Genomic DNA, 19,352 nt, shown 5'->3' with positions numbered 1-19,352 from the left:
CCAACAATAAATGATTGCGCCGACTTGATCCGACGAATGATTTAACCTCGAGAGCGAAGGACGCAGCTGGCGTTTTATCGGACCATCTTTTTGTCGTCGTTCCAACGAAAGAACAACATCAATTCAAGGGATGTCGAGACCGTTCTCTCTTCCGAAATCGGTATAGAAGCTGTCACTGCGGCATCGGTTTAAAGTGGCTTCGTCCGCTTCTCTTGGGTCGGTGCCAGGGCTTTGGACACCTGTTCCTTCTATGAAGCGATTCACGAGATTAAAGACACCACAGACCTGGATAGCATCGAACAGCGCGCTCTCTGACCAGCCTGCCGCGTAGACCGCATTTGCGTCGGCTTCCGTCATTCGTGATGGCGAGATGGTGAGCTTTTCAATGTATGCCAGTAACGGTTTGAGGTGATCCTCGACGGGCGCCGTATCGCGGTCTTCCATCAGTGCCTCGATTGTCTCGACTTCAATACCGTAGGCTTTGGCGAAAACGATGTGCGCGCCATGACAATACGCACAAGCATTCAAGCCAGAGACATAGGCTGCGATTAGTTCACGTTCAGCAACCGAGAGGTCGCTCTCGCCCCTCATCACAAGGCTTTCGTACGCACAAAGCGGAGAGAGTTTATCTGGAAAGGCTTGATAGACACTTCCAAGTGTCGCGTTCTCCGGCAGAGATGGAAACAGGCGTTTCATTTAATTCTCTTTCAATCTTGCTATGGATTACGTTTTCTCAAAGTGAGGAACCAACGTTGTTTACGCAACCTTAAAGCAATTTCGGGTTCCGCTCAGAGATTCTGTTGGGATACTGCGAACGGTAAGTTTGCCAGACGACACCCCCAACTTGTTGCTGCTTGGTTAAAGGCAATTTCATTTGAGCCGTTCTCGTAAATTTGCAAAGTCAGCATTCTGCGCATTGATGTCATTGGTGCTTCGCGCAGCATCGGTCTATGTGGGCTCAATACCGTCATTTGCTGCATACTGAGCGTATGGCCGCTTTTAATAGGGATCATTTGCCGCTGAGCCTATTATCGCGGCTTATGTCAAATCTGGAGAAGTTCGTTGGATGAGGCCAAAGTCAGCAATTCTTATACGTGAGATTAAGTTCGACCTGCGATGGTTGCACAGTATTCTACATGAGGATTTGACATGAAAAAACTTGCAACCATTGACCTGCCCAGGACAAACGCAAACGCTTTTGAAGTGCTGGCGCGCTGCCAGTCCGCAGCCGAAAGAGCCGGAGCAGAACAAGCCAGAATTCAGGGCTTCCTTGAGGACGCCGTCCAAGGTGATTATGAGCACTTGTTGCGTGTGGTGAAAACCCATTTCGAGGTCTCTAGCGCCGGGACTTGATTAGAGAGGGCCTGGTATGCCGCTAGGCCCCTAATTCAAAATACTTTCAGTCACCAGTGAGCTGGCCTAACAGGCCAGCGGCTCATGTTGTGTTCGAGAACCTGGTCATCGCCCACGTAAAACCGGTGCGAATTTCCGACAGTTTCAGGAAAACGAATGTTTCTTCCGGTGATATCTTGAAGGACGATGCCCGCAGTATCACTATTAGACTAAGCGTCCTAAAACCAAGTCTTGTTCATTGTTTTCACTCCCTGATTGGCTGCGTTCCAAGCCAAAGCAGCTCACCGAAGCAAAACAAAAGCCCGCAAGCGAGCTTGATGCCGAACCGGTTGCGAAGGTCGGCACCAATATCGACCGGCCGGTCATCAATCTTTATCGACCCCATATCACCTCCGGGGATTGTCTGATTGTTACCGGGTATCAGGACTTCTTGTCTTCGCTGTCGATTTTGATGAAGGAATTGCCAGAGCTGAGGGATCCCGAAAACGACAGCGATATCCGGATCCGGATATCGTTCGGGATCGACACAGCGAATACCAAAAGGCTGACCAACCCCAAACCAGTCACCGAAGAAATGAAACTCTACTGGCTGGAGCGCTCCGGGCTTCAAGTGGAGGAGGATCACGATCTCATCGCAGTGCTGGCAAAACACGCCATCAAAACCGGGAAAATTGATCTGCGTGTCTTCGATCCGGAGCTCGCCAAACGCAAGTTGGGGATATCTGGGGATCGGCAGCTACACTCAAAAATCGTCAGCTCACCAAAAGGTGCCGTCGCCGGGTCCGCAAACTTTTCCTACTCAGGGCTCTACAGAAACATCGAGTATGCCGATGACCTGGATGCGGGCACTCATGAACTTCAGGTCGAACGCACAGAAGCCGCTGAGCAAGCTTGGGATGTGTCTGTCGATTGGAATACCGAAGCGCTGGAGATACTCGAAAAGCTTATCAAACCGGTGACCGCTGAAGACGCGATGGCGCGAACTATCTCGGAACAAAAGGGGTTTGAACCCTGGCTCACCGGCGCCCGAAAAGAGATCACGAGCCATACGCTGTTTGGGTATCAACAGGAGCTGACCTATGAGGCGTGTTCCATCGTCTATGACCATGGCATCGCCTTCGTAGAAGCGCCGACCGGTTCGGGAAAGACAGAAATCGGCTGTCACCTGGCTGAAGCATTGTCAGAAACATTCTCAGAAGTCGTTCCCCGCTCCCCCGTCCATGGCGTTGCGCGAAAAAATGCAGCTGTAATTGCCCCGCCCAAAGTTATTCCCAGTTGGCGCAAGTACTCGACAAACTCGCTCCAACCTGTCGCAAACAGCAAACTTGCCAAACAACACCTCCGCGGCGCTGGCGATGAAGAAAAATCTGGGCTCAGGCTCGATCAGTTTGGCATTCTGATAATCGATGAAAGCCACACAGTTACACCGGGTTTTGAACAAGCGTCTCAAATGGCCTCAGCCATCGAACTTGCCCCGCCAAGCTGGAATGTCTGCCTGTCGGCAACACTGCTCGGGAACCGGGATGTCGACTGGTTGGCCCATATGCAGGAGAAGCGGGCGTCCATTTTCATGACCCCAGCCTTCATTCAGGCCATGGGTGAATTGTTCGAGCGCGAAACCCACGTTCCCAAGGATATCTTCAACCAGGATACACAACTCGCCGTTTTGTCGGAGCCTGACACGACGCTCACGCGAGAGGCTCGCGCCGAACTCGCTCAACTTGTTTCGCCGTTTTTGACACGCAGACAAAGGCGATGCATCGGCGAGGACGAAGATCCCAAGAAGCACAGTTACCCGAAACTTGAAAACCACGGGCGCCCGAAGAAACTTAAGGTGACAAAGCCTCAGCAAACGCGCCTGGATGAGATTGTGGCACTCTGTAAAGAACTTGCGCCTGGCGGTAGGGTGACCGCTGTCGAGAAAAGCCGGTTCGGGCACGTCAGCACGCAACAAAGCACGCAAGACCAACTCTACATCCGCAACCTTTTGAACATTCTGCGCGTGAGCGCCGCCCAGGCCCATTGGGAGATGTCTCATGGAGCTATTGGCAAATCGCTTCGCGACTTCGAGCGTGGTGGGAAATCGAAGAAAAAGGTATCCCACCGCGACCAGTCCGACATGTTCGAAGCATTGGGAATAGAAGCGCCTGAACCCACAAAGAAATGCGACGCTCTAAACCAAAAACTGGGTCTCAGTGTTCTCATGGAGCTTGATGAGAAGCGGTATGAGGCGTGCCTGAGAATACAAAATGAAAAAGACAGAGTCGTCTTTCTCGCAGAACGGACGGACACACTCGAGATTTTTGCAGAAGCACTGTCGCGCAGAGGCCACCACACCAACTATGTCGTGGGAAACCAAACCAAGGGTGAAGATCGCGCCGTGAAGGCGATCTTTGGAGATGGCCCCGACAGCTTCAAGCGTATCAAACAGGGCAAGTCCGTTGAGTCTTACTTCCGACCTGGAGGAAAGAACGAACCAAAAGGATCTGCATCGGTTTTTTTGACTTACAAGATGGCTGAAGGCATCAACCTTCAGTCGTCAGACACGCTGGTGTTGCTTGGCCTGACCTCGAACCTGAAAGAGCTCATCCAAGGTCTGGGTAGGATCGACAGGATCGATAGTGAGTTCGGGGTCGTCAATTACCACCTTGTTGATGTGCCAGTAGGTCAGTTTGCATCTGACGAAAAAATCGCCCAGCGCATAGAGAACTATAAAACTTTGGCTGGGGAGGCGCTAATCGACGCCGTCTTGGAAGAAAGCACCGAAGACGCAGAACTGATCCTCGATAGTGTTGTTGAATATCTGCGATCCCCACGGCGGCTTCGCAACAATAACTTTCACGACGTGCTGGAACGCACCAAGCAAACAATCCCCGAAGACCGCTACAAACTCATCGACAGGGCCAAAATCCAGGGCACCTGGGGTGCAGAGTTGGCGCTCTTATCGGCTCGTGAGAAATTCACGGCGCTACATCTCAAAGGACTTAGCAAGAGCAATAGCTTCTTTCCGCCTCGCCTGCTGCTTCTTAAGGATACCCCGCCAGGCCTGATATTGGAACGCGACCAGCTGGCCTGCGTCCAATCTCTGGAGACTGCATACGAACGGACCAGAAGCCTTGGCATGGAGCACGCCCACATGTCACTGGAAGATCTCTCTGAAGCGCTAGAGACGATTTCAGAGCAGATCGGCAAGCTGACCGAGTGGGACTTGCGCCCGGCGCGCGTTGAGAGCCTCATGAAAGCCTGCGCCGAGTTCATGGGACGCAAGGGTGGTGTCGATCTCAGTGATCAAGAATGGTTTGGCCATCTGTCACTGCCGGCCGTGGAAATGGTGTGCGAGGCGTGGAGCCGTGAGCTTGATCCCTTCTGGGAACAAGCAAAACACGAAGTGCGCGACAGCTTCGCCTATGAGGATCTTCCCAAGGGGTACATCGCGCTTCAGGTTATCCTGGAAAAGCTCGAAAGCGATCATCAGGCGTCCGCTGAGATCCATGAAAAGATGGTCCGGGTCATCGAAGAAGCAGAACATGTTTCTCGCGACCACGAACCCGCAATTGGACAGCGCATTTCAGTGGTGTTCTTTTCAGATGGTGCAGGCGAGCACTAGGCGGCCTCAGACAGCAGCGAAGCGTAAACAAGCCCGTCTTGCTCGGCTAACGGCCTCAAGATGGCAGATCCAAGGTGGCCGGGCGAATGTTACCTTTCATATGGTGTTCAGGTCGCCCGCTGGTACGACACAACGGAACTCGGCCACCCGTTGGCAGTCATGATCCCTTTGAAAACACTCAATTTGTGCGACATTTGTGCAGCGTCTTCAACCTTTACTTGATAACGCCATATGCTACGATCTACCCAAAAGGGATTAGTTTGACAGATTTAACAAAATACAGCGCTAGCGGCCCAATGGCTGGATACTTGTTTCAATGCAGACTTGCTTTGCTACATGGCATGGAGTTGATCCGAAAGAACCCCGATGCGGTAATCTCTATTGAGAAATTCGATGACATTGCATTTGAAACCGATAATTTCGCCGATTGTTTAGTTCAAGCCAAGCACCACGTGATACCAAAATCGCTCGGCGATAAGAGCGAAGACGTTTGGAAGACTCTTCTCATTTGGATTGAGGGAGCCCAAAAAGGCGTCTTCGAAGTGATCAAAACAACCTATATGCTGATCACTACAGCAGAGTGCCCGACCGGCTCAGCAATGTCCAATCTGCGTGAGGGTGCATCGGAGCAGAACATCGATGCCGCTTACGGTTTGCTAACCATTGCTGCACAAGAATCTACAAGCACCACGACGAAAAAAGCGCGCAGCGCGTTTTTGGACATGACATCAAGCGAAGCAAAGCTGCTGCTCTCGCGTGTGGTAGTCGTAGACAGGCATCCAAATTTGATCGATGTTTTTTCGGATATCGCATCGCATTTTCTTACCTTGGCACCCAAAAATCCCGAACTTGCTGCACAGTATCTTGAAGGCTGGTGGCTAAGTAGGATTTGCCTCCATTTGATGGGAGAAGACAAGCAAGGTATCCCAGTCCATCATCTAATCCTCAAAGCTCACGAGATCGGAAAGATGTTCTCGGAAAATGCTTTGCCTTTAGATGACCCATCTAAACTGGACATCAAGGAATATAGTGAAGACGATGAAGCTCGGGTTTTTGTCCGACAGATGAGAGCCATTAAAATCACCGATGGCATGGTACGAAACGCAACGTCCGATTTCTATCGTGCATATGCTCAGCGGTCGCGCTGGAGCAGGGAAAACCTTATTCTTGAAGATGAACTCTCCAACTATGACGAGAAGCTCCAAGACGCGTGGCGGCGAAAATTCGACGCGGAGGTTTTGTTGAAAGGTGCTGATAGCGAAGAAGCAAAGGTACACTTAGGCAGAAACATATTCCTCTGGGCAACCCAAGAATCAACACCACTTCGAAACGTTGTTGAGAAGTGGATTACAGCGGGTTCGTACCACGGCCTTGCAGATCGGAATAAGGTCAGATGGCATCCGGATTACAACAGCGTTGACGTGGCGACACCGGAATTAGACAATGCATAAGGCTTGGCGGGACCGTCCTCGCGAAGAGGCATATTCCTTTAATCCTGCGTACCTATCATCTCTCATGTGCGAATTCGTTCGAGAGTTTACGAAGGCAAAGCAAGAGACGTGCCCAATTACTTTGGTGTATCTATTTCCGGCCTTGTCCCTGCATCGCCAAACAAGAAAACGTTTCCCTAGTCGTACTGTGACGTCGCTTTATGAGTGGATTCAGGACAACGAGGACGTTTTGGTCGATCTCCATCGTCGCACGAGTGCATTAATGCCCTTGCTTCGAGACGGTGCAAAATTCGCGATCTATCAGGAAGTTCTTGAGTTCAGTGGAGGCCATTGCTTGAAGATAGGACAAAAGAAAGGTCACTTCACACCGTCGTTCTTGAAATCAGCTTCGACTGATTTTAGTGAAACCGTTATTTCTACACGGTTTTTGGCCAAATGGTTTGCCAAATCTGGATCAGAGGCATCTATTCTTTCTGGCTGGGGGGTAAGACCTTGAGTTTCATAATTCGCGAAATGGTTGTTTACAGCCACACGGGAGAAGTGCGCTCTATAACTTTTAACTCGAACGGTCTGAATATTATTACGGGAAAGTCGAAAACTGGAAAGTCGGCCATAATTGACATTATTGATTACTGCTTGGGTAGGGGCAGTTACAATGTGGCTGAGGGTGTTATCAGAAAGAAAGTTTCGTGGTTCGGTCTCCATCTTGAAAACGATGGGGATGAAGTGTTTGTGGCGCGCGATAATCCCGGAACCGGGGCATCGACAGGTTCTAAAGTTTACTTCAAACGGGGCAAGCTTGAAGAACGTCCCACGATTGAGGAAATTGAGAAAAACACAACTGAGACCAGCCTCAAAAAGTTCATTACGCAATACAGCGGTATAGTCGAAAACGAACACCGTCCGATTTCCGGCACTCGAGACCCTTTGAGTGCGAATATTTCTCATGCTCTATTTATGTGTTTCCAACCGCAAGGGGTGATTGCGAGAAAAGATCAGCTTTTCAACCGGATGGATGATACGTTTCGGGCTCTGGCTTTGCGAGACACACTTCCCTACTTCCTAGGAGCAGTGGATGAAGAGCATTTCCGTTACTTGGCTGAACTTGATGAACTACGAAAACAGGCTCGACTATTAGAAGCTCAAAAAAGTAAACAGCTACAGGCCATAGAAGTGAGCAGATCGCGTGTTACACGTTTGGTCAACGATGGTAAACGAGTTGGATTAATTCCCCGGGACTATCAGGCAGTCGACGATTCCGTTTTTGACTATTTGTCGCAAATAGCGAAAACGGATGTCGAAGAAGCCGTTGACTATCAAGACTTCGGCGAAACAATAACTCAGTTGGAAGACGAAAGAAGTGCGATCTGGAACCGTATTGATGAATTGTCAAAGGATCGCGCGGCCACCGAGGCATTTTTGTCCGCTCAGACCGACTATGGAAGAGAAGTCTCGGAGCAGAAGTCTAGGCTGAGCAGTATTGGAATTTATAAAGAGCAGATTGGTGATAGAGCGATATGCCCCTTGTGCGCCTCACCTCAAGAAAACCCAACTCCTGATCTTGCAGAAGTGAATGCTGCTCTCGAAATCGTTGATAACCAACTATCGTCCGTACACAAAGAAAGCCCTCATTTGCTGTCACACATTTCTTCTCTAGAAGAGAAGATTCAGGCACTCACCATCGACCTAAGGGAGGTCTCAAAAGAGTTGAGAGCCGCTATATCTTCCGACGAACAGGCACGGGCAGCGCAAGAACAACTTGTTGATAGAGCTCGGTATGTCGGACGTCTGACGAATTTCATCGAAACTGTTTCACCTGAAGAGGATGATGCTTTCGATGAAGCGGAGCTTGATCGTGTAAAGGAACTTATCGAAACAGTATTGTCGAAGCTCAAATCCGAGGAAACGGAATCTAAGATTACGACTTTTTTGGACTTTGTTGGCCAGAAGATGACCGAATACTCCCAAAAGTTAAGCCTCGAATATCAAGGGAGCTCTCTGAGACTAGATGCGAAGAAATTAACAGTTGTTGCAAACACCGAAGATGGTCCTATCCCGCTAAACAGAATGGGAAGTGGCGAAAACTGGGTTGGCTATCATGTGTTGGCACACCTTGCACTTCATTGGTGGTTCAGAAAACGCGGCAGACCTGTCCCAGCTTTTTTGGTGCTAGATCAGCCAACCCAAGCTTACTATCCGCCTGATGCGCTCCAAGGCTCGCTGGATGAGATCAGGATCGATGCCGACAGGCGCGCAGTTCAATCGCTATTTGAATTGATGCATGAAGCTTGCCAAGAGATAAGCGCACCATTTCAACTCATCGTTTTGGACCATGCGCACCTACGACATGAGTGGTTTGAAAACGCCATCATCGAAGAATGGCGTGGCGACAACGCTCTAATTCCATCAAATTGGCCAATCGCTTAGGAAGGCGGAAATAGACCTACGACTAAGACAATTTCAATGAGAACTGAATCCTCCCTCGAGTGACTAAATTCGGGAGAGAATTGTTGATTGTATTGGCAGACTTAAGAAAGACAACCATGCTGATATGCCCCGACTGCTTTGAAAACTCCAGCCTACAAAATCGTATTAAAGAAATTCGGCCACGTTTTAATGAAGGTAAATGTGAGCAACATCCTAGTAAGAAAGGAGTGCCGATAGAAGAAGTCGCGCGGATTATGGATGAGGTCATAACGAACAACTACTATGTCTCGGGAGTCGATTACCTTGGGGAGCCGACTGGAAGCACCTTGCTCGACCTGATTTATGATCTGACAGGCGCTGATCATCACGACGTAGCTACCGCACTCCAGAACGCAATAATCGACAATGAAACTTGGTGGCCCAGTGATGGCGGCGACCCCTTCTTCTCAGAAGAAAATGGTTATGACCGCATTACAGAAGTATTTGACGAACAACGTTCGCAAATGTGGGATAACTTTCGCCGTCAAATAGTTAGTAAACAGCGTTTCTTCAATGACAGTGCTCAGAAGATGTTGTCGGCAATATTTGATGGGTTGCAGCTCCTCAGAGATGATCGAAACGAGCCCGCCATCCGTACTCTTGAGCCCGGGAAGTTGACGATCTTTCGAGCCCGACGTGCCAATACTCTGAGATCACAGGAAGCCATTTCGTCCAACGTTGCTCAAGAACTCGGGCCCCCGCCTCCTAGTCTACGAATGCCCGGAAGGATGAACCCATCCGGGATACCTTCTTTCTATGGAGCTTTCGATTTGGAGACCGCATTAGCGGAGTTGAGGCCAGCGGTCGGAGAGACAGTTATGGCAGCACAGTTTGATTTGGTGAGACCAGTGGTCGTGCTGGATACAACAAAGTTTGAACGCCCACCAAAAGCACTCAACATTTTTGCGAAAACTTACAACAAGCGCCTTAGCCTTTGGGGTTTCATGGCTGAGTTTATGAATGAAATTTCTCAACCATGTCTGCCAGGCGACGAGCACTTAGATTACATTCCGACACAGGTGGTGGCTGAGTATTTGGTTCACCTGCATCGCTTCAAACACAACGAACAAGAGAGAACGGTAGAGGGAATTATCTTCCGCTCAGCGCAAAACAGTGAAGGAAAAAATATTGTCCTGTTTGGTGATGCGACCAAAGTCAAAGCGGACCAGTCGACCCCGACCGGACGCGCCCGCCGTAAAAACCGACGACCTCATACACTTGAGGTAGTCGAGAATAGCCTAACAACCCAGATCATTGACAGTGTGCAGGTAAGCACTTCTAGTGTTTATACTGGAGTGGGTGAAGTTGAAGAGTTTTAATTGTCGATGGTGTTGCGTCACCACGCTGTCGTCCAGCGCAAGAGACAACCTCGGCAAGCAAGTAGTCCCAAAACCTATCAACCCTCACAACACGCCCTGAAATTCGCTGAGGTTCCAAGTGGGTTTTCCGATTGGCTAGCGATTGTTAGCTCCGGCTACTATTGATCGCCTCTCTCGGCATCAATTCTGGTGAGATTTCTGGGTACACTTTCAATCTCGCACTAGCAAAGAACAAGGCGCCGGTGACCAAAATTCCGGCGCCTTTTTTCCTGCAAAACCGAAGAGTTACGAATTGTGGGCGCTAATGACCTTGTGTATGGGCGCTAAAATCGTCGAAATGGGTTCGTATTGCCTTGCGGTTCAACATCAAAGCACCCACCCCCAGCGTCAACCACATTTCGAATGCCCGCAGCTGCGGCAGGTCATGCAGCCCTCAATCATCACCATGTCATACTGGCCGCAGGACGGGCAGGCCCTGCCGCGGGGGGCGTCCATGTTGACCACCTGCGCCTGCGGGTCGGATTTCAGCCCCATCCCTTCGCCTTCGAGGAACCCGATCGCGATCATGTGCTGCTCGATCACGCCGCCGATTGCCGCCAGGATCGAGGGGATGTATTTGCCCTGCACCCAAGCCCCACCGCGCGGGTCGAAGACGGCCTTCAGTTCCTCGACCACGAAAGACACGTCACCACCGCGCCGGAACACGGCCGAGATCATCCTGGTCAGGGCCAGCGTCCAGGCGTAATGCTCCATGTTCTTCGAGTTGATGAAAACCTCGAACGGACGGCGGCGGCCACCGATGACGATGTCGTTGATGGTCAAATAGATCGCGTGCTCGCTGTCGGGCCATTTCAGCTTGTAGGTCGAACCCTCAAGCGATTGCGGCCGATCCAGCGGTTCGGACATGTAGATGACATCGCCGCCATCCACCTCGTGCGGGGCATCCGCGCTTTCACCCGGCACCTTGTCGTCGTTTTCCGAGACGGTCAGAACCGAGCCGGTCACGTCGTTCGGGCGATAGGTGGTGCAGCCCTTGCAGCCCTGATCCCAGGCCTGCATATACACGTCCTTGAAGGCGTCGAACGAGATGTCCTCGGGGCAGTTGATCGTCTTCGAGATCGAGCTGTCGATCCATTTCTGTGCCGCGGCCTGCATCTTGACGTGCTCGGCCGGGGTTAAGGTCTGGGCGTTCACGAAAAAGTCGGGCAGCTCGACATCGCCGAACTTGTCGCGCCACATCTGAACGGCATAGTCCACCACCTCTTCCTCGGTCCGCGAGCCATCCTTCTGCAAAACCTTGCGGGTGTAGGCATAGGCAAAAACAGGCTCGATCCCCGACGACACGTTCCCCGCGTACAGAGAGATCGTCCCAGTGGGCGCGATCGAGGTCAGCAGCGCGTTGCGGATACCGTGTGCACGGATGGCTTCGCGGACATCGTCATCCATCTGCTGCATCGTGCCGCTGGCCAGGTATTTCTCGGCATCGAACAGGGGGAACGCCCCTTTTTCCTTGGCCAAGTCGACCGACGCCAGATACGCGGCGCGGGCGATCGCGTGCAACCAGCGCTCGGTCTGACGCGCCGCCTCGTCGGACCCATAACGCAGGCCCAGCATCAACAGCGCATCCGCCAGTCCGGTCACGCCCAGCCCGATGCGGCGTTTGTCCTGCGCTTCAGCCTCTTGTTCGGCCAATGGGAATTTTGACACATCAACGACATTGTCCATCATCCGGACAGCCGTGGCGACAAGTTCTTGCAGGGCCTTTTCATTCAAACGGGCTTTTGCCTCAAACGGTTCAACCACCAAACGCGCCAGATTGATCGAACCCAACAGGCAGGCGCCATAGGGCGGCAATGGCTGTTCGCCGCACGGGTTCGTGGCCGCGATGGTTTCAACATAGCTTAGGTTGTTGGCCTGGTTGATCCGGTCGATGAAGATCACGCCCGGTTCGGCATAGTCATAGGTGGCCTGCATGATCTTGTTCCACAGATCACGCGCCTGAACCGTGTGATATACCTTGCCGTCAAAGATCAGATCCCATGAGGCATCGGCCTTGACCGCTTCCATGAACGGATCGGTCACCAGAACCGACATGTTGAACATGCGCAGGCGGGCCGGGTCGGATTTGGCGGTGATGAACTGTTCTATGTCCGGGTGGTCACAGCGCATGGTCGCCATCATAGCGCCCCGACGCGAGCCCGCCGACATGATCGTGCGGCACATGGCGTCCCAGACATCCATAAAGCTCAACGGCCCCGACGCATCCGCCGCAACGCCTTTCACGTCAGCACCACGCGGGCGGATGGTCGAGAAATCATAGCCGATCCCCCCGCCCTGCTGCATGGTCAGCGCGGCCTCTTTAAGCATGTCGAAAATGCCGCCCATGCTGTCGGGCACCGTACCCATGACAAAACAGTTGAACAGGGTCACCTGACGCGCGGTGCCGGCACCTGCTGTGATCCGCCCGGCAGGCAGGTATTTGAAATCTTCCAGCGCCTCATAGAATTGCTCTTCCCAGTGCCCCGGGTCGTTTTCCACCCGCGCCAGATCACGGGCGATGCGCCGCCAACTGTCTTCAACCGTCTGATCGACGGGGGTGCCATCCGCCTGTTTAAAGCGGTACTTCATATCCCAGATCTGCTCGGCGATGGGGGCGGCAAAGCGGCTCATTGGTGATTCCCTGTGCTGAAAGAGGTATCCAGACTACCTCAAATCACATGCGCACCACAACACCTTGATGACATCTGGAACCGAGCTACAATATAAAGATGATCCTAGGGACGACTCTGTGGGAAAGCTGTGGATAATTACGTAAACCTCATAAAACTTTCGGTCGGGTCGGAAAGCGTCGACACGCTGATGGCCTGGCAGGACAGCTATCGCCAGCGGTTCGCAGATGGTCTGCCACGCCACGTCACCCGCATGTGGCCCAAGCGCGAAGCCGAAATTCTGAACGGCGGATCGATCTATTGGGTCATCAAGGGCGTAATCCAGTGTCGCCAACGGATCCTGCGGCTGGATGAAGTGATCGGAGACGATGGTATCCGCCGCTGTGCCATTGTGCTGGACCCCAAGCTGCACCGCACACAGAACGCCCTGAAACGCCCGTTTCAGGGATGGCGTTATCTCAAGCCTGAAGATACCCCTGCCGATTTGCCGAAAAACCGCGAGCAGGACGATGCCCTACCCGATGATCTGAACCGCGCCCTGGCGGAAATCGGGGTTCTATAAAGGCCGGCACCAGACCATCCGCAATGTGATGCTTTGAGGATGCCAACAAAATCGCATAGAATGTTTACTTGATTTTATTAAGTTAACGAGGGCAATCTATGATGATTGGACAATTTCGAACAATCGTATTGGCGGCTGTATTTGTAGCAGGTGGAACAAGCGTTCTCGCCGCCCCAAAGGATGGAACCTATAGCCTGACCGTGCCGTCCCAAAATCCGTTCCCGGTGTCGGTTACAATTACCGGCGGCAACATTGCAGGCATCACATCCTCAACGCTGCAAAATATCAACGGCGCCAGCGTTTCGGGGAACAGCAAAAAGCAATCCATCAGTTTCAACTTCGACAGCGCGAACTGCGGAGGCGGCAACACCGGCACCATGACATTCGACCTGAGAAAGAATGTCGTGTTCAAAAAATGGAAAGGGACGTGCAGGTCTAAACGTTTTGACATCAGCAAATCAGTGACCGCTGCCCCTGATTAAGTTTTGCTCACCCGGTCCATTACTTCCGCAAGCACCCGCTTGTCATCAGGCAAATAACTGGCCACCCGACTACGCCACAGCGTGGCCTGCGATTGCAGGATCAGACCGTCCGAGAGGATCTTCAGGTGGTTCGCGCGCAGGGTCTCTCCGGTCGAGGTGATGTCGGCAATTGCTTCAGCGGTTTCATTCATCACCGTGCCTTCAGTCGCGCCCTGACTGTCGACCAGCGTGTAATCGGCCACGCCCGCTTCTGTCAGGAATTCCCGAACCAGACGGTGGTACTTGGTGGCAATCCGCAGCCGGTGGCCATGGGTTTTGCGAAACGCGGCTGCTGCCGCGTCCAGATCATCAAGCGTATCGACATCGACCCAACATGCCGGGATTGCGACGATCAGATCAGCCTTGCCGAATCCAAGCTGCGAAACCTCTTCAACCTGCTGTTCCCAGCGCGGCAGTTTCTCGTGCACCAGATCGATCCCGGTGACGCCCAGATGAATCCGCCCCGCCGCCAGTTCACGCGGGATTTCCCCCGCCGACAGCAGGATCAGAGAGACACCGTCGATCCCTTCGACCTTGCCCGCATATTCCCGGTCCGATCCGCTGCGTGACAAGGTGATGCCGCGTTTTTCGAACCACGAGAAGGTCTTTTCCATCAACCGGCCCTTCGAGGGCACACCCAGTTTCAGGCTCATACAGCACCCTCCTCGATCTCCAGCATCAGGTCGGGGCGCAACACGCCGCCGACAGCCGGGATTTCGTCTCCACGGCCCAATTGCCGTGTCAGCGCGTCATAGCGCCCGCCCGTGGCGATCGGAGGCAAATCAGGCCGACCTTCCGCGTAAAACCCAAAAACGAAACCATCGTAATATTCCATTGATGTCCGACCATAGGCGGCCTCGAAATCCAACCGCTCGACATCGACTCCACGTGCTTGCAGTGCAGCCACACGCGCCTCCAGCCGGTCCAGGGCGGGCGTGACCTGCGGCAGATCCACCGCCACGTCGCGCAGCTGTTCCAGCGCAAATGGCATGGTCTCGCGCACATTCAGCAACGTTTCCAGCCCGGCCAGCTCATTGTCGGAAATCGGCGGCGTATCACGGTCTTCGCGCAGGGCTTCAATGCGCGCTGCGATTTCGGCCTTGCGGCGCTTGCCGATCATAGGGGCATCAAAGGCCATCGGATCGGCAGCGTCCAGCAGCGCGGTTCGCCCTTCCGAGGGCGCCTTGCGACCTGCAAACCGATCCAGCAAGATACGGAATCGGCGCGGTCTCCACAGGTGCCGCATAAGAGCGGCCTTGCGGCGCTCGGTCGTACGCAGCCCTTCGACCGCGGCGGTGAGGATACCGATATCCCCGGTTGCCGCACGCAAGGGCAGCCCGCGCAGTTGCAGCGCCATCAGCGAAAACACTTCGGCATCGGCACCAGCGGGATCTTCGCGGTCAAACACCTCATACCCCACCTGAATATACTCGTTCGAGCGGTCCGGGTCGTGTTCCTGACGGCGGAACACCTCACCGGAATAGGTATAGCGTGCAGGCTCGGCCCCGTCTCGCATGTGCATCTGAACAACAGGCAGGGTGAAGTCCGGGCGCAGCATCTGCTCGCCCCGCAGCGCGTCCGAGGTGACGTAGGCACGGGCGCGGATATCCTCGCCATAAAGGTCCAGCAACATTTCAGCGGGTTGCAACAGAGGCGTATCCACCACCTGCGCGCCCGCAGCCTCGAACCGAACACGCATCATCGCGGCACGGGCCTGTATTTGGGAACGGTTGGGCATGGGTCAGTCCTGACTGTCCAGAATTTCACGCACTTTCGCGACCAGATCAGCGCGCGATACTTCGAACTGGCTGGGGCGTTCTTTCCATTCCTCCAGCGTGGCGCTTTCGGCGATTTTGGTTCCAAGGATCAGGTCCTTGATCTGCACGATGCCTTTTGCCTTTTCGTCCCCGCCTTCGATCACCGCAACCGGAGAGTTGCGCTTGTCCGCGTATTTCAACTGATTGCCGAAATTCTTGGGATTGCCCAGATAGACCTCGGCCCGGATGCCCGCGTTGCGCAGCTCGGCCACCATCGCCTGATAATCGGCCATCCTGTCGCGATCCATGACGGTGACGACCACAGGGCCTTTGGCCTGGGCGCTGATCCGACCCTTTTCGCGCAGGGCCGCCAGCAGGCGGTCAACACCGATGGAAACGCCGGTCGCGGGCACTTCCTGTCCGGTGAAACGCTTCACCAGATCGTCATAGCGCCCGCCGCCCGATACGGACCCGAACTGCCGCTTGCGGCCTTTCTCGTCAAAGATCTCAAAGGACAGTTCGGCCTCATAGACCGGCCCGGTATAATAACCCAGACCGCGCACGACCGAGGGATCGATCTGGATGCGATCAGCGCCATAGCCGCCCGCGGCCAGCAACTCGCCGATCTGTTCCAATTCCGAAATGCCTTCGGCGCCGATTTTGCTGTCACCCACGGCCGCTCGCAGGTTGGCCAGCGTTCCAGCGGCATCATCGGCTTTGGAGGTCAGGAAGGCGATCACCGGCTCTGCCTGATCGTCGGACAGGCCCACACCGTCGATGAACGCGCCCGAGGCATCCAGCCGGCCCTTGGTCAGCAACTCGCGCACGCCATGCCCGCCAACTTTGTCGAATTTGTCGATGGTGCGCAGAACGTCGTCCCGCGCTGCCGCGTCTTCACCCAAACCCATCGCTTCGAGCACGCCGTTCAAAACCTTGCGGTTGTTGACCCGGACCAGATAATCGCCGCGTGGAATGCCCACGGTTTCCAGCGTATCCGACAGCATGGCGCAGATTTCGGCGTCCGCAGCCATGCTGGCCGTCCCCACCGTATCCGCATCACACTGATAGAATTGGCGATACCGCCCTGGCCCCGGCTTTTCGTTGCGCCAGACCGGACCCATCGCATAGCGGCGATAGGGCGTGGGCAAATCGTTGCGGTGCTGGGCATAGACCCGGGCCAAAGGTGCTGTCAGATCATAGCGCAGCGCCATCCAATCGCCGTTGCCGCCCTCGTCAAACTCCTGCCACGCAAAGACGCCCTCGTTCGGGCGGTCCACGTCTGGCAGGAACTTGCCCAGCGCCTCGACGGTCTCGACCGCACTGCTTTCAAGTGCGTCGAACCCGTAACGATGATACACGCCCGCAATCGTCCGCAGCATCTCGGTGCGCTGCGTGACTTCCTCGCCGAAATAGTCACGGAACCCTTTCGGCGTGACGGCCTTGGGGCGGGGCTGTTTCTTGGGCTTGGCCATGTGGGGCGTCCTTGGGAGTGTCCTTGTTCCGCGCGCGGTCTATCCCATGGTCCGCATCGGGGCAAGGCGCGCTTTCTCTGGCCTTGGGCCGACTGTGTCGCTATGACCAGCGCAAGACAGGAGTTCCCCATGCAGCATCTGGAAGAAGAGATCGCCCATCTGACCCATACCGTGGACGAGCTGAACACGGTCGTCACCAGACAACAGTCGGAAATCGACCGGCTGACCCAACGGGTTGAAATGCTGTTGCAGCGCGAAGCAGAACGGGCGCAGGAAGGATCAGGCGGCGTTGTCTTTGGTGACGAACGCCCGCCGCATTATTGAGTGGCCGGGAGGCCGTTTCTTCCGTTTTGTACAGGCGCTTGGGGCTTGGTAGTCCGTTTTGTACGAAACGTCTCAGGGCCGAACCGTCACACTCGGACAGAAACCGCGTTGGGTAACGGCGCCGGGTATGGGTCAGTTGTCAGTAGTGCGGACAAACCCGCCGCCCGGCCCAATGGCGTCTATTGGCGCTTCCGGCGCTTAATTGCTATTTCCATGGACATCCATGAACGGCAGCTTTCTGCATTAAAACCTTCCGAACAGTCTGCTTGGGACAACCAAATAGACCCTGCGGTTCACGTGAAGACCGAACTTATGCTGCTCCAACCGTGCCAAAGCACAGATGCAGAAACAGCCGCGGTTATCATTGCGGGGATTCCGTCTTTCCAGGAGTCAAATATCAGGTGACAGAAGATGGCTCCGACGGATGTTGCCAAAAGTGCTGCTGCTCCGAGCGGACCCAGCCAGGACTGTTGGAACCAGATTGTGACGGCTCCGAACAATTCAATGAGACCCACCAAGAACATGGCCTGCCGATTGAGGCCATAGCTTTCGAACATTGCGAGCTGTGTTTCGAAGATCTTCCTTTGCCAACCCGCAAGTTTGATTGAGCTCGCGAGCAGGAAGAACGCTGACAGGAGCGCAATGACTATCGTTAAGGTCATTCTTCTGGTTCCGTGTAAGAGCGCTTGAAAGCCTGTGGGGACTGACCAGTCCACCTCCGGAACGCCCGTGAGAATGCAGTCGGGTCGGAAAACCCGAGTTGCTGAGCGGTGTCAGTGACCGAGCAGGATTTCACACCCAACAGTTCAATCGCTTTCTCTCGTTTCATGCGTGCAATGACCTTGGATGTTGTCTCGCCACGTTCCGACAGACGCGCATTCAGGGTATTTGGATGCAAACCGACCGTGCGCGCGGCCTCTACCGCTGTAAACGCCGGATCAGCCAGTCGAGACCGGACGATGTCTTCGAACCCGGCCAAAAAATCGAGCGGGGCCGCAAGTTCCATGACTGATGGGTGATACTCGGGGTTGTTCTCCATCATGTCCTCTGAGAGGCGATGGTTCAGCCAGATGGATGGGAAGCGTATCGAAAACCCTCGATCGTCGCAGGGAATGCCAGTGACCCCATAAAACTGTTTGGGCAAAACGTTAGGGTTGGCCAGTTGCAGTACGATCTCACGCGGATCCCAACGGAAATCGATCACTCGGTGCAGCAAAGAAATCCAGATCCCGATCATGAAGCCATCGGCTTGGGCAGGTGACACTGACGAGCGAAAATGCCGTCGGGCCGCAAAGTAAGCATATTCGTCTTCTACGACTAAGGACTGAGTGACTGCATTTGACTCCTTCGAAACAATCTGGGTGAAACGTGTGAACAAGTCACCCAGCGTATAGGCCTTTGCAAGCTCCTGCCCTTTTGGAAGGAAGCGCTTGAGATCAACAGACTGGCCAACCCGAGTGCAAAAATCTGCTCCTTCGGCTTCAGATGCGGCATTGAAGGCTGCATATACGGTTTCATGTGACAGAAATTGCTCAGGTGCGATCATAGTTGCCGCGTCAAAACTCAGATGTGCGAAGACATCATCAGCATCCTGCCCCCGCGCGCGTAACGCCGCGACGACCGGCGCCAGTACTGTTGCCCGCACCAATGGCAGATCAGAGTCTTTTGGTGTTTTGCGATTCCCGAACATATTTGCTCCCTCTACTGGGACTCGTGCCTGCGCCACGGCGTGCTTTCCAGAAAAAAGTTCAATAACCTGACCAAATTCTAACCGAAAAATCTCTAACCTTAGGATACGGTCAAGCATTTTCCAAATGAAGGTGTCATATTCATAAAATGAAATGAACTAGT

The 19,352-nt window shown here is 53.8% G+C and carries 16 protein-coding genes; 9 read left to right on the top strand and 7 right to left on the bottom strand.

Annotated elements, in window-relative coordinates; translation table 11 throughout:
- Nucleotides 1-123: 123 nt before the first annotated feature.
- Complete coding sequence (locus tag ACR0LI_RS17365; RefSeq protein ID WP_113789118.1) at nt 124-696, bottom strand: carboxymuconolactone decarboxylase family protein; 573 nt, start codon at nt 694-696, stop codon at nt 124-126.
- A 453-nt stretch (nt 697-1,149) separates the two neighbouring features.
- Here ACR0LI_RS17365 and ACR0LI_RS17360 point away from each other — a divergent pair, with 453 nt between their 5' ends.
- From ACR0LI_RS17360 to ACR0LI_RS17335, 6 genes are all read left to right on the top strand, one after another.
- Entirely contained in the window at nt 1,150-1,353 is a 204-nt protein-coding gene (locus tag ACR0LI_RS17360) for a hypothetical protein (protein WP_480718935.1), read from the top strand.
- A gap of 238 nt (nt 1,354-1,591) precedes the next feature.
- Complete coding sequence (locus ACR0LI_RS17355; RefSeq protein WP_480718934.1) at nt 1,592-4,960, top strand: DEAD/DEAH box helicase family protein; 3,369 nt, start codon at nt 1,592-1,594, stop codon at nt 4,958-4,960.
- 260 nt (nt 4,961-5,220) lie between these two features.
- Complete coding sequence (locus tag ACR0LI_RS17350) at nt 5,221-6,411, top strand: ABC-three component system protein (RefSeq protein ID WP_480718933.1); 1,191 nt, start codon at nt 5,221-5,223, stop codon at nt 6,409-6,411.
- Entirely contained in the window at nt 6,404-6,907 is a 504-nt protein-coding gene (locus ACR0LI_RS17345; RefSeq protein ID WP_480718932.1) for a three component ABC system middle component, read from the top strand. Before ACR0LI_RS17350 ends, ACR0LI_RS17345 begins: the two co-directional genes overlap by 8 nt.
- The gene (locus tag ACR0LI_RS17340) at nt 6,904-8,838 is read left to right on the top strand and encodes a DUF3732 domain-containing protein (protein ID WP_480718931.1); all 1,935 of its coding nucleotides are present in this window, start codon (nt 6,904-6,906) and stop codon (nt 8,836-8,838) included. Before ACR0LI_RS17345 ends, ACR0LI_RS17340 begins: the two co-directional genes overlap by 4 nt.
- Nucleotides 8,839-8,921: 83 nt before the next feature.
- Nucleotides 8,922-10,196, top strand: a complete 1,275-nt coding sequence (locus ACR0LI_RS17335; RefSeq protein ID WP_480718930.1) for an RES domain-containing protein — start codon at nt 8,922-8,924, stop codon at nt 10,194-10,196.
- Nucleotides 10,197-10,583: 387 nt separating this feature from the next.
- On the opposite strand, the gene ACR0LI_RS17330 is transcribed toward ACR0LI_RS17335, so the two are convergent.
- Nucleotides 10,584-12,866: an adenosylcobalamin-dependent ribonucleoside-diphosphate reductase gene (locus ACR0LI_RS17330; protein WP_480718929.1), complete on the bottom strand. Its 2,283-nt coding sequence runs from the start codon at nt 12,864-12,866 to the stop codon at nt 10,584-10,586.
- A 129-nt stretch (nt 12,867-12,995) separates the two neighbouring features.
- Between ACR0LI_RS17330 and ACR0LI_RS17325 the strand changes: the two genes are divergently transcribed.
- On the top strand, nt 12,996-13,427 hold the full coding sequence (locus tag ACR0LI_RS17325; RefSeq protein WP_171119093.1) for a DUF1489 family protein: 432 nt from the start codon (nt 12,996-12,998) through the stop codon (nt 13,425-13,427).
- A 98-nt stretch (nt 13,428-13,525) separates the two neighbouring features.
- Nucleotides 13,526-13,909 carry a hypothetical protein gene (locus tag ACR0LI_RS17320; protein WP_480490800.1) on the top strand — a complete coding sequence of 128 codons (384 nt, stop codon included), beginning with the start codon at nt 13,526-13,528 and terminating at the stop codon, nt 13,907-13,909.
- Here ACR0LI_RS17320 and hisG read toward each other — a convergent pair.
- From hisG to hisS, 3 genes are read right to left on the bottom strand one after another with little or no spacing between them, the layout of a single operon-like run.
- Nucleotides 13,906-14,601, bottom strand: coding sequence for an ATP phosphoribosyltransferase (gene hisG / locus ACR0LI_RS17315; RefSeq protein WP_171637052.1), 696 nt, complete (start codon nt 14,599-14,601; stop codon nt 13,906-13,908). The genes ACR0LI_RS17320 and hisG overlap by 4 nt on opposite strands.
- Entirely contained in the window at nt 14,598-15,686 is a 1,089-nt protein-coding gene (locus ACR0LI_RS17310) for an ATP phosphoribosyltransferase regulatory subunit (protein ID WP_210093026.1), read from the bottom strand. The genes hisG and ACR0LI_RS17310 overlap by 4 nt, the downstream gene beginning before the upstream one ends.
- A gap of 3 nt (nt 15,687-15,689) precedes the next feature.
- Nucleotides 15,690-17,177 (bottom strand): histidine--tRNA ligase, encoded by a 1,488-nt coding sequence (gene hisS, locus ACR0LI_RS17305; RefSeq protein WP_480718928.1) that lies wholly within the window; start codon nt 17,175-17,177, stop codon nt 15,690-15,692.
- A 129-nt stretch (nt 17,178-17,306) separates the two neighbouring features.
- Here hisS and ACR0LI_RS17300 point away from each other — a divergent pair, with 129 nt between their 5' ends.
- Nucleotides 17,307-17,501 carry a SlyX family protein gene (locus tag ACR0LI_RS17300; protein ID WP_171723865.1) on the top strand — a complete coding sequence of 65 codons (195 nt, stop codon included), beginning with the start codon at nt 17,307-17,309 and terminating at the stop codon, nt 17,499-17,501.
- A 293-nt stretch (nt 17,502-17,794) separates the two neighbouring features.
- Here ACR0LI_RS17300 and ACR0LI_RS17295 read toward each other — a convergent pair whose 3' ends face one another.
- Nucleotides 17,795-18,163 carry a DoxX family protein gene (locus tag ACR0LI_RS17295; RefSeq protein WP_171637055.1) on the bottom strand — a complete coding sequence of 123 codons (369 nt, stop codon included), beginning with the start codon at nt 18,161-18,163 and terminating at the stop codon, nt 17,795-17,797.
- Nucleotides 18,160-19,191 (bottom strand): helix-turn-helix domain-containing protein, encoded by a 1,032-nt coding sequence (locus ACR0LI_RS17290; RefSeq protein WP_171637056.1) that lies wholly within the window; start codon nt 19,189-19,191, stop codon nt 18,160-18,162. The genes ACR0LI_RS17295 and ACR0LI_RS17290 overlap by 4 nt, the downstream gene beginning before the upstream one ends.
- Nucleotides 19,192-19,352: the final 161 nt, after the last annotated feature.

The sequence above is a fragment of the Ruegeria sp. CL7 genome (assembly GCF_056536445.1).
The sequence above is the reverse complement of the archived record's forward strand: the minus strand, read 5'-3'. Positions and strand labels throughout refer to the sequence as shown.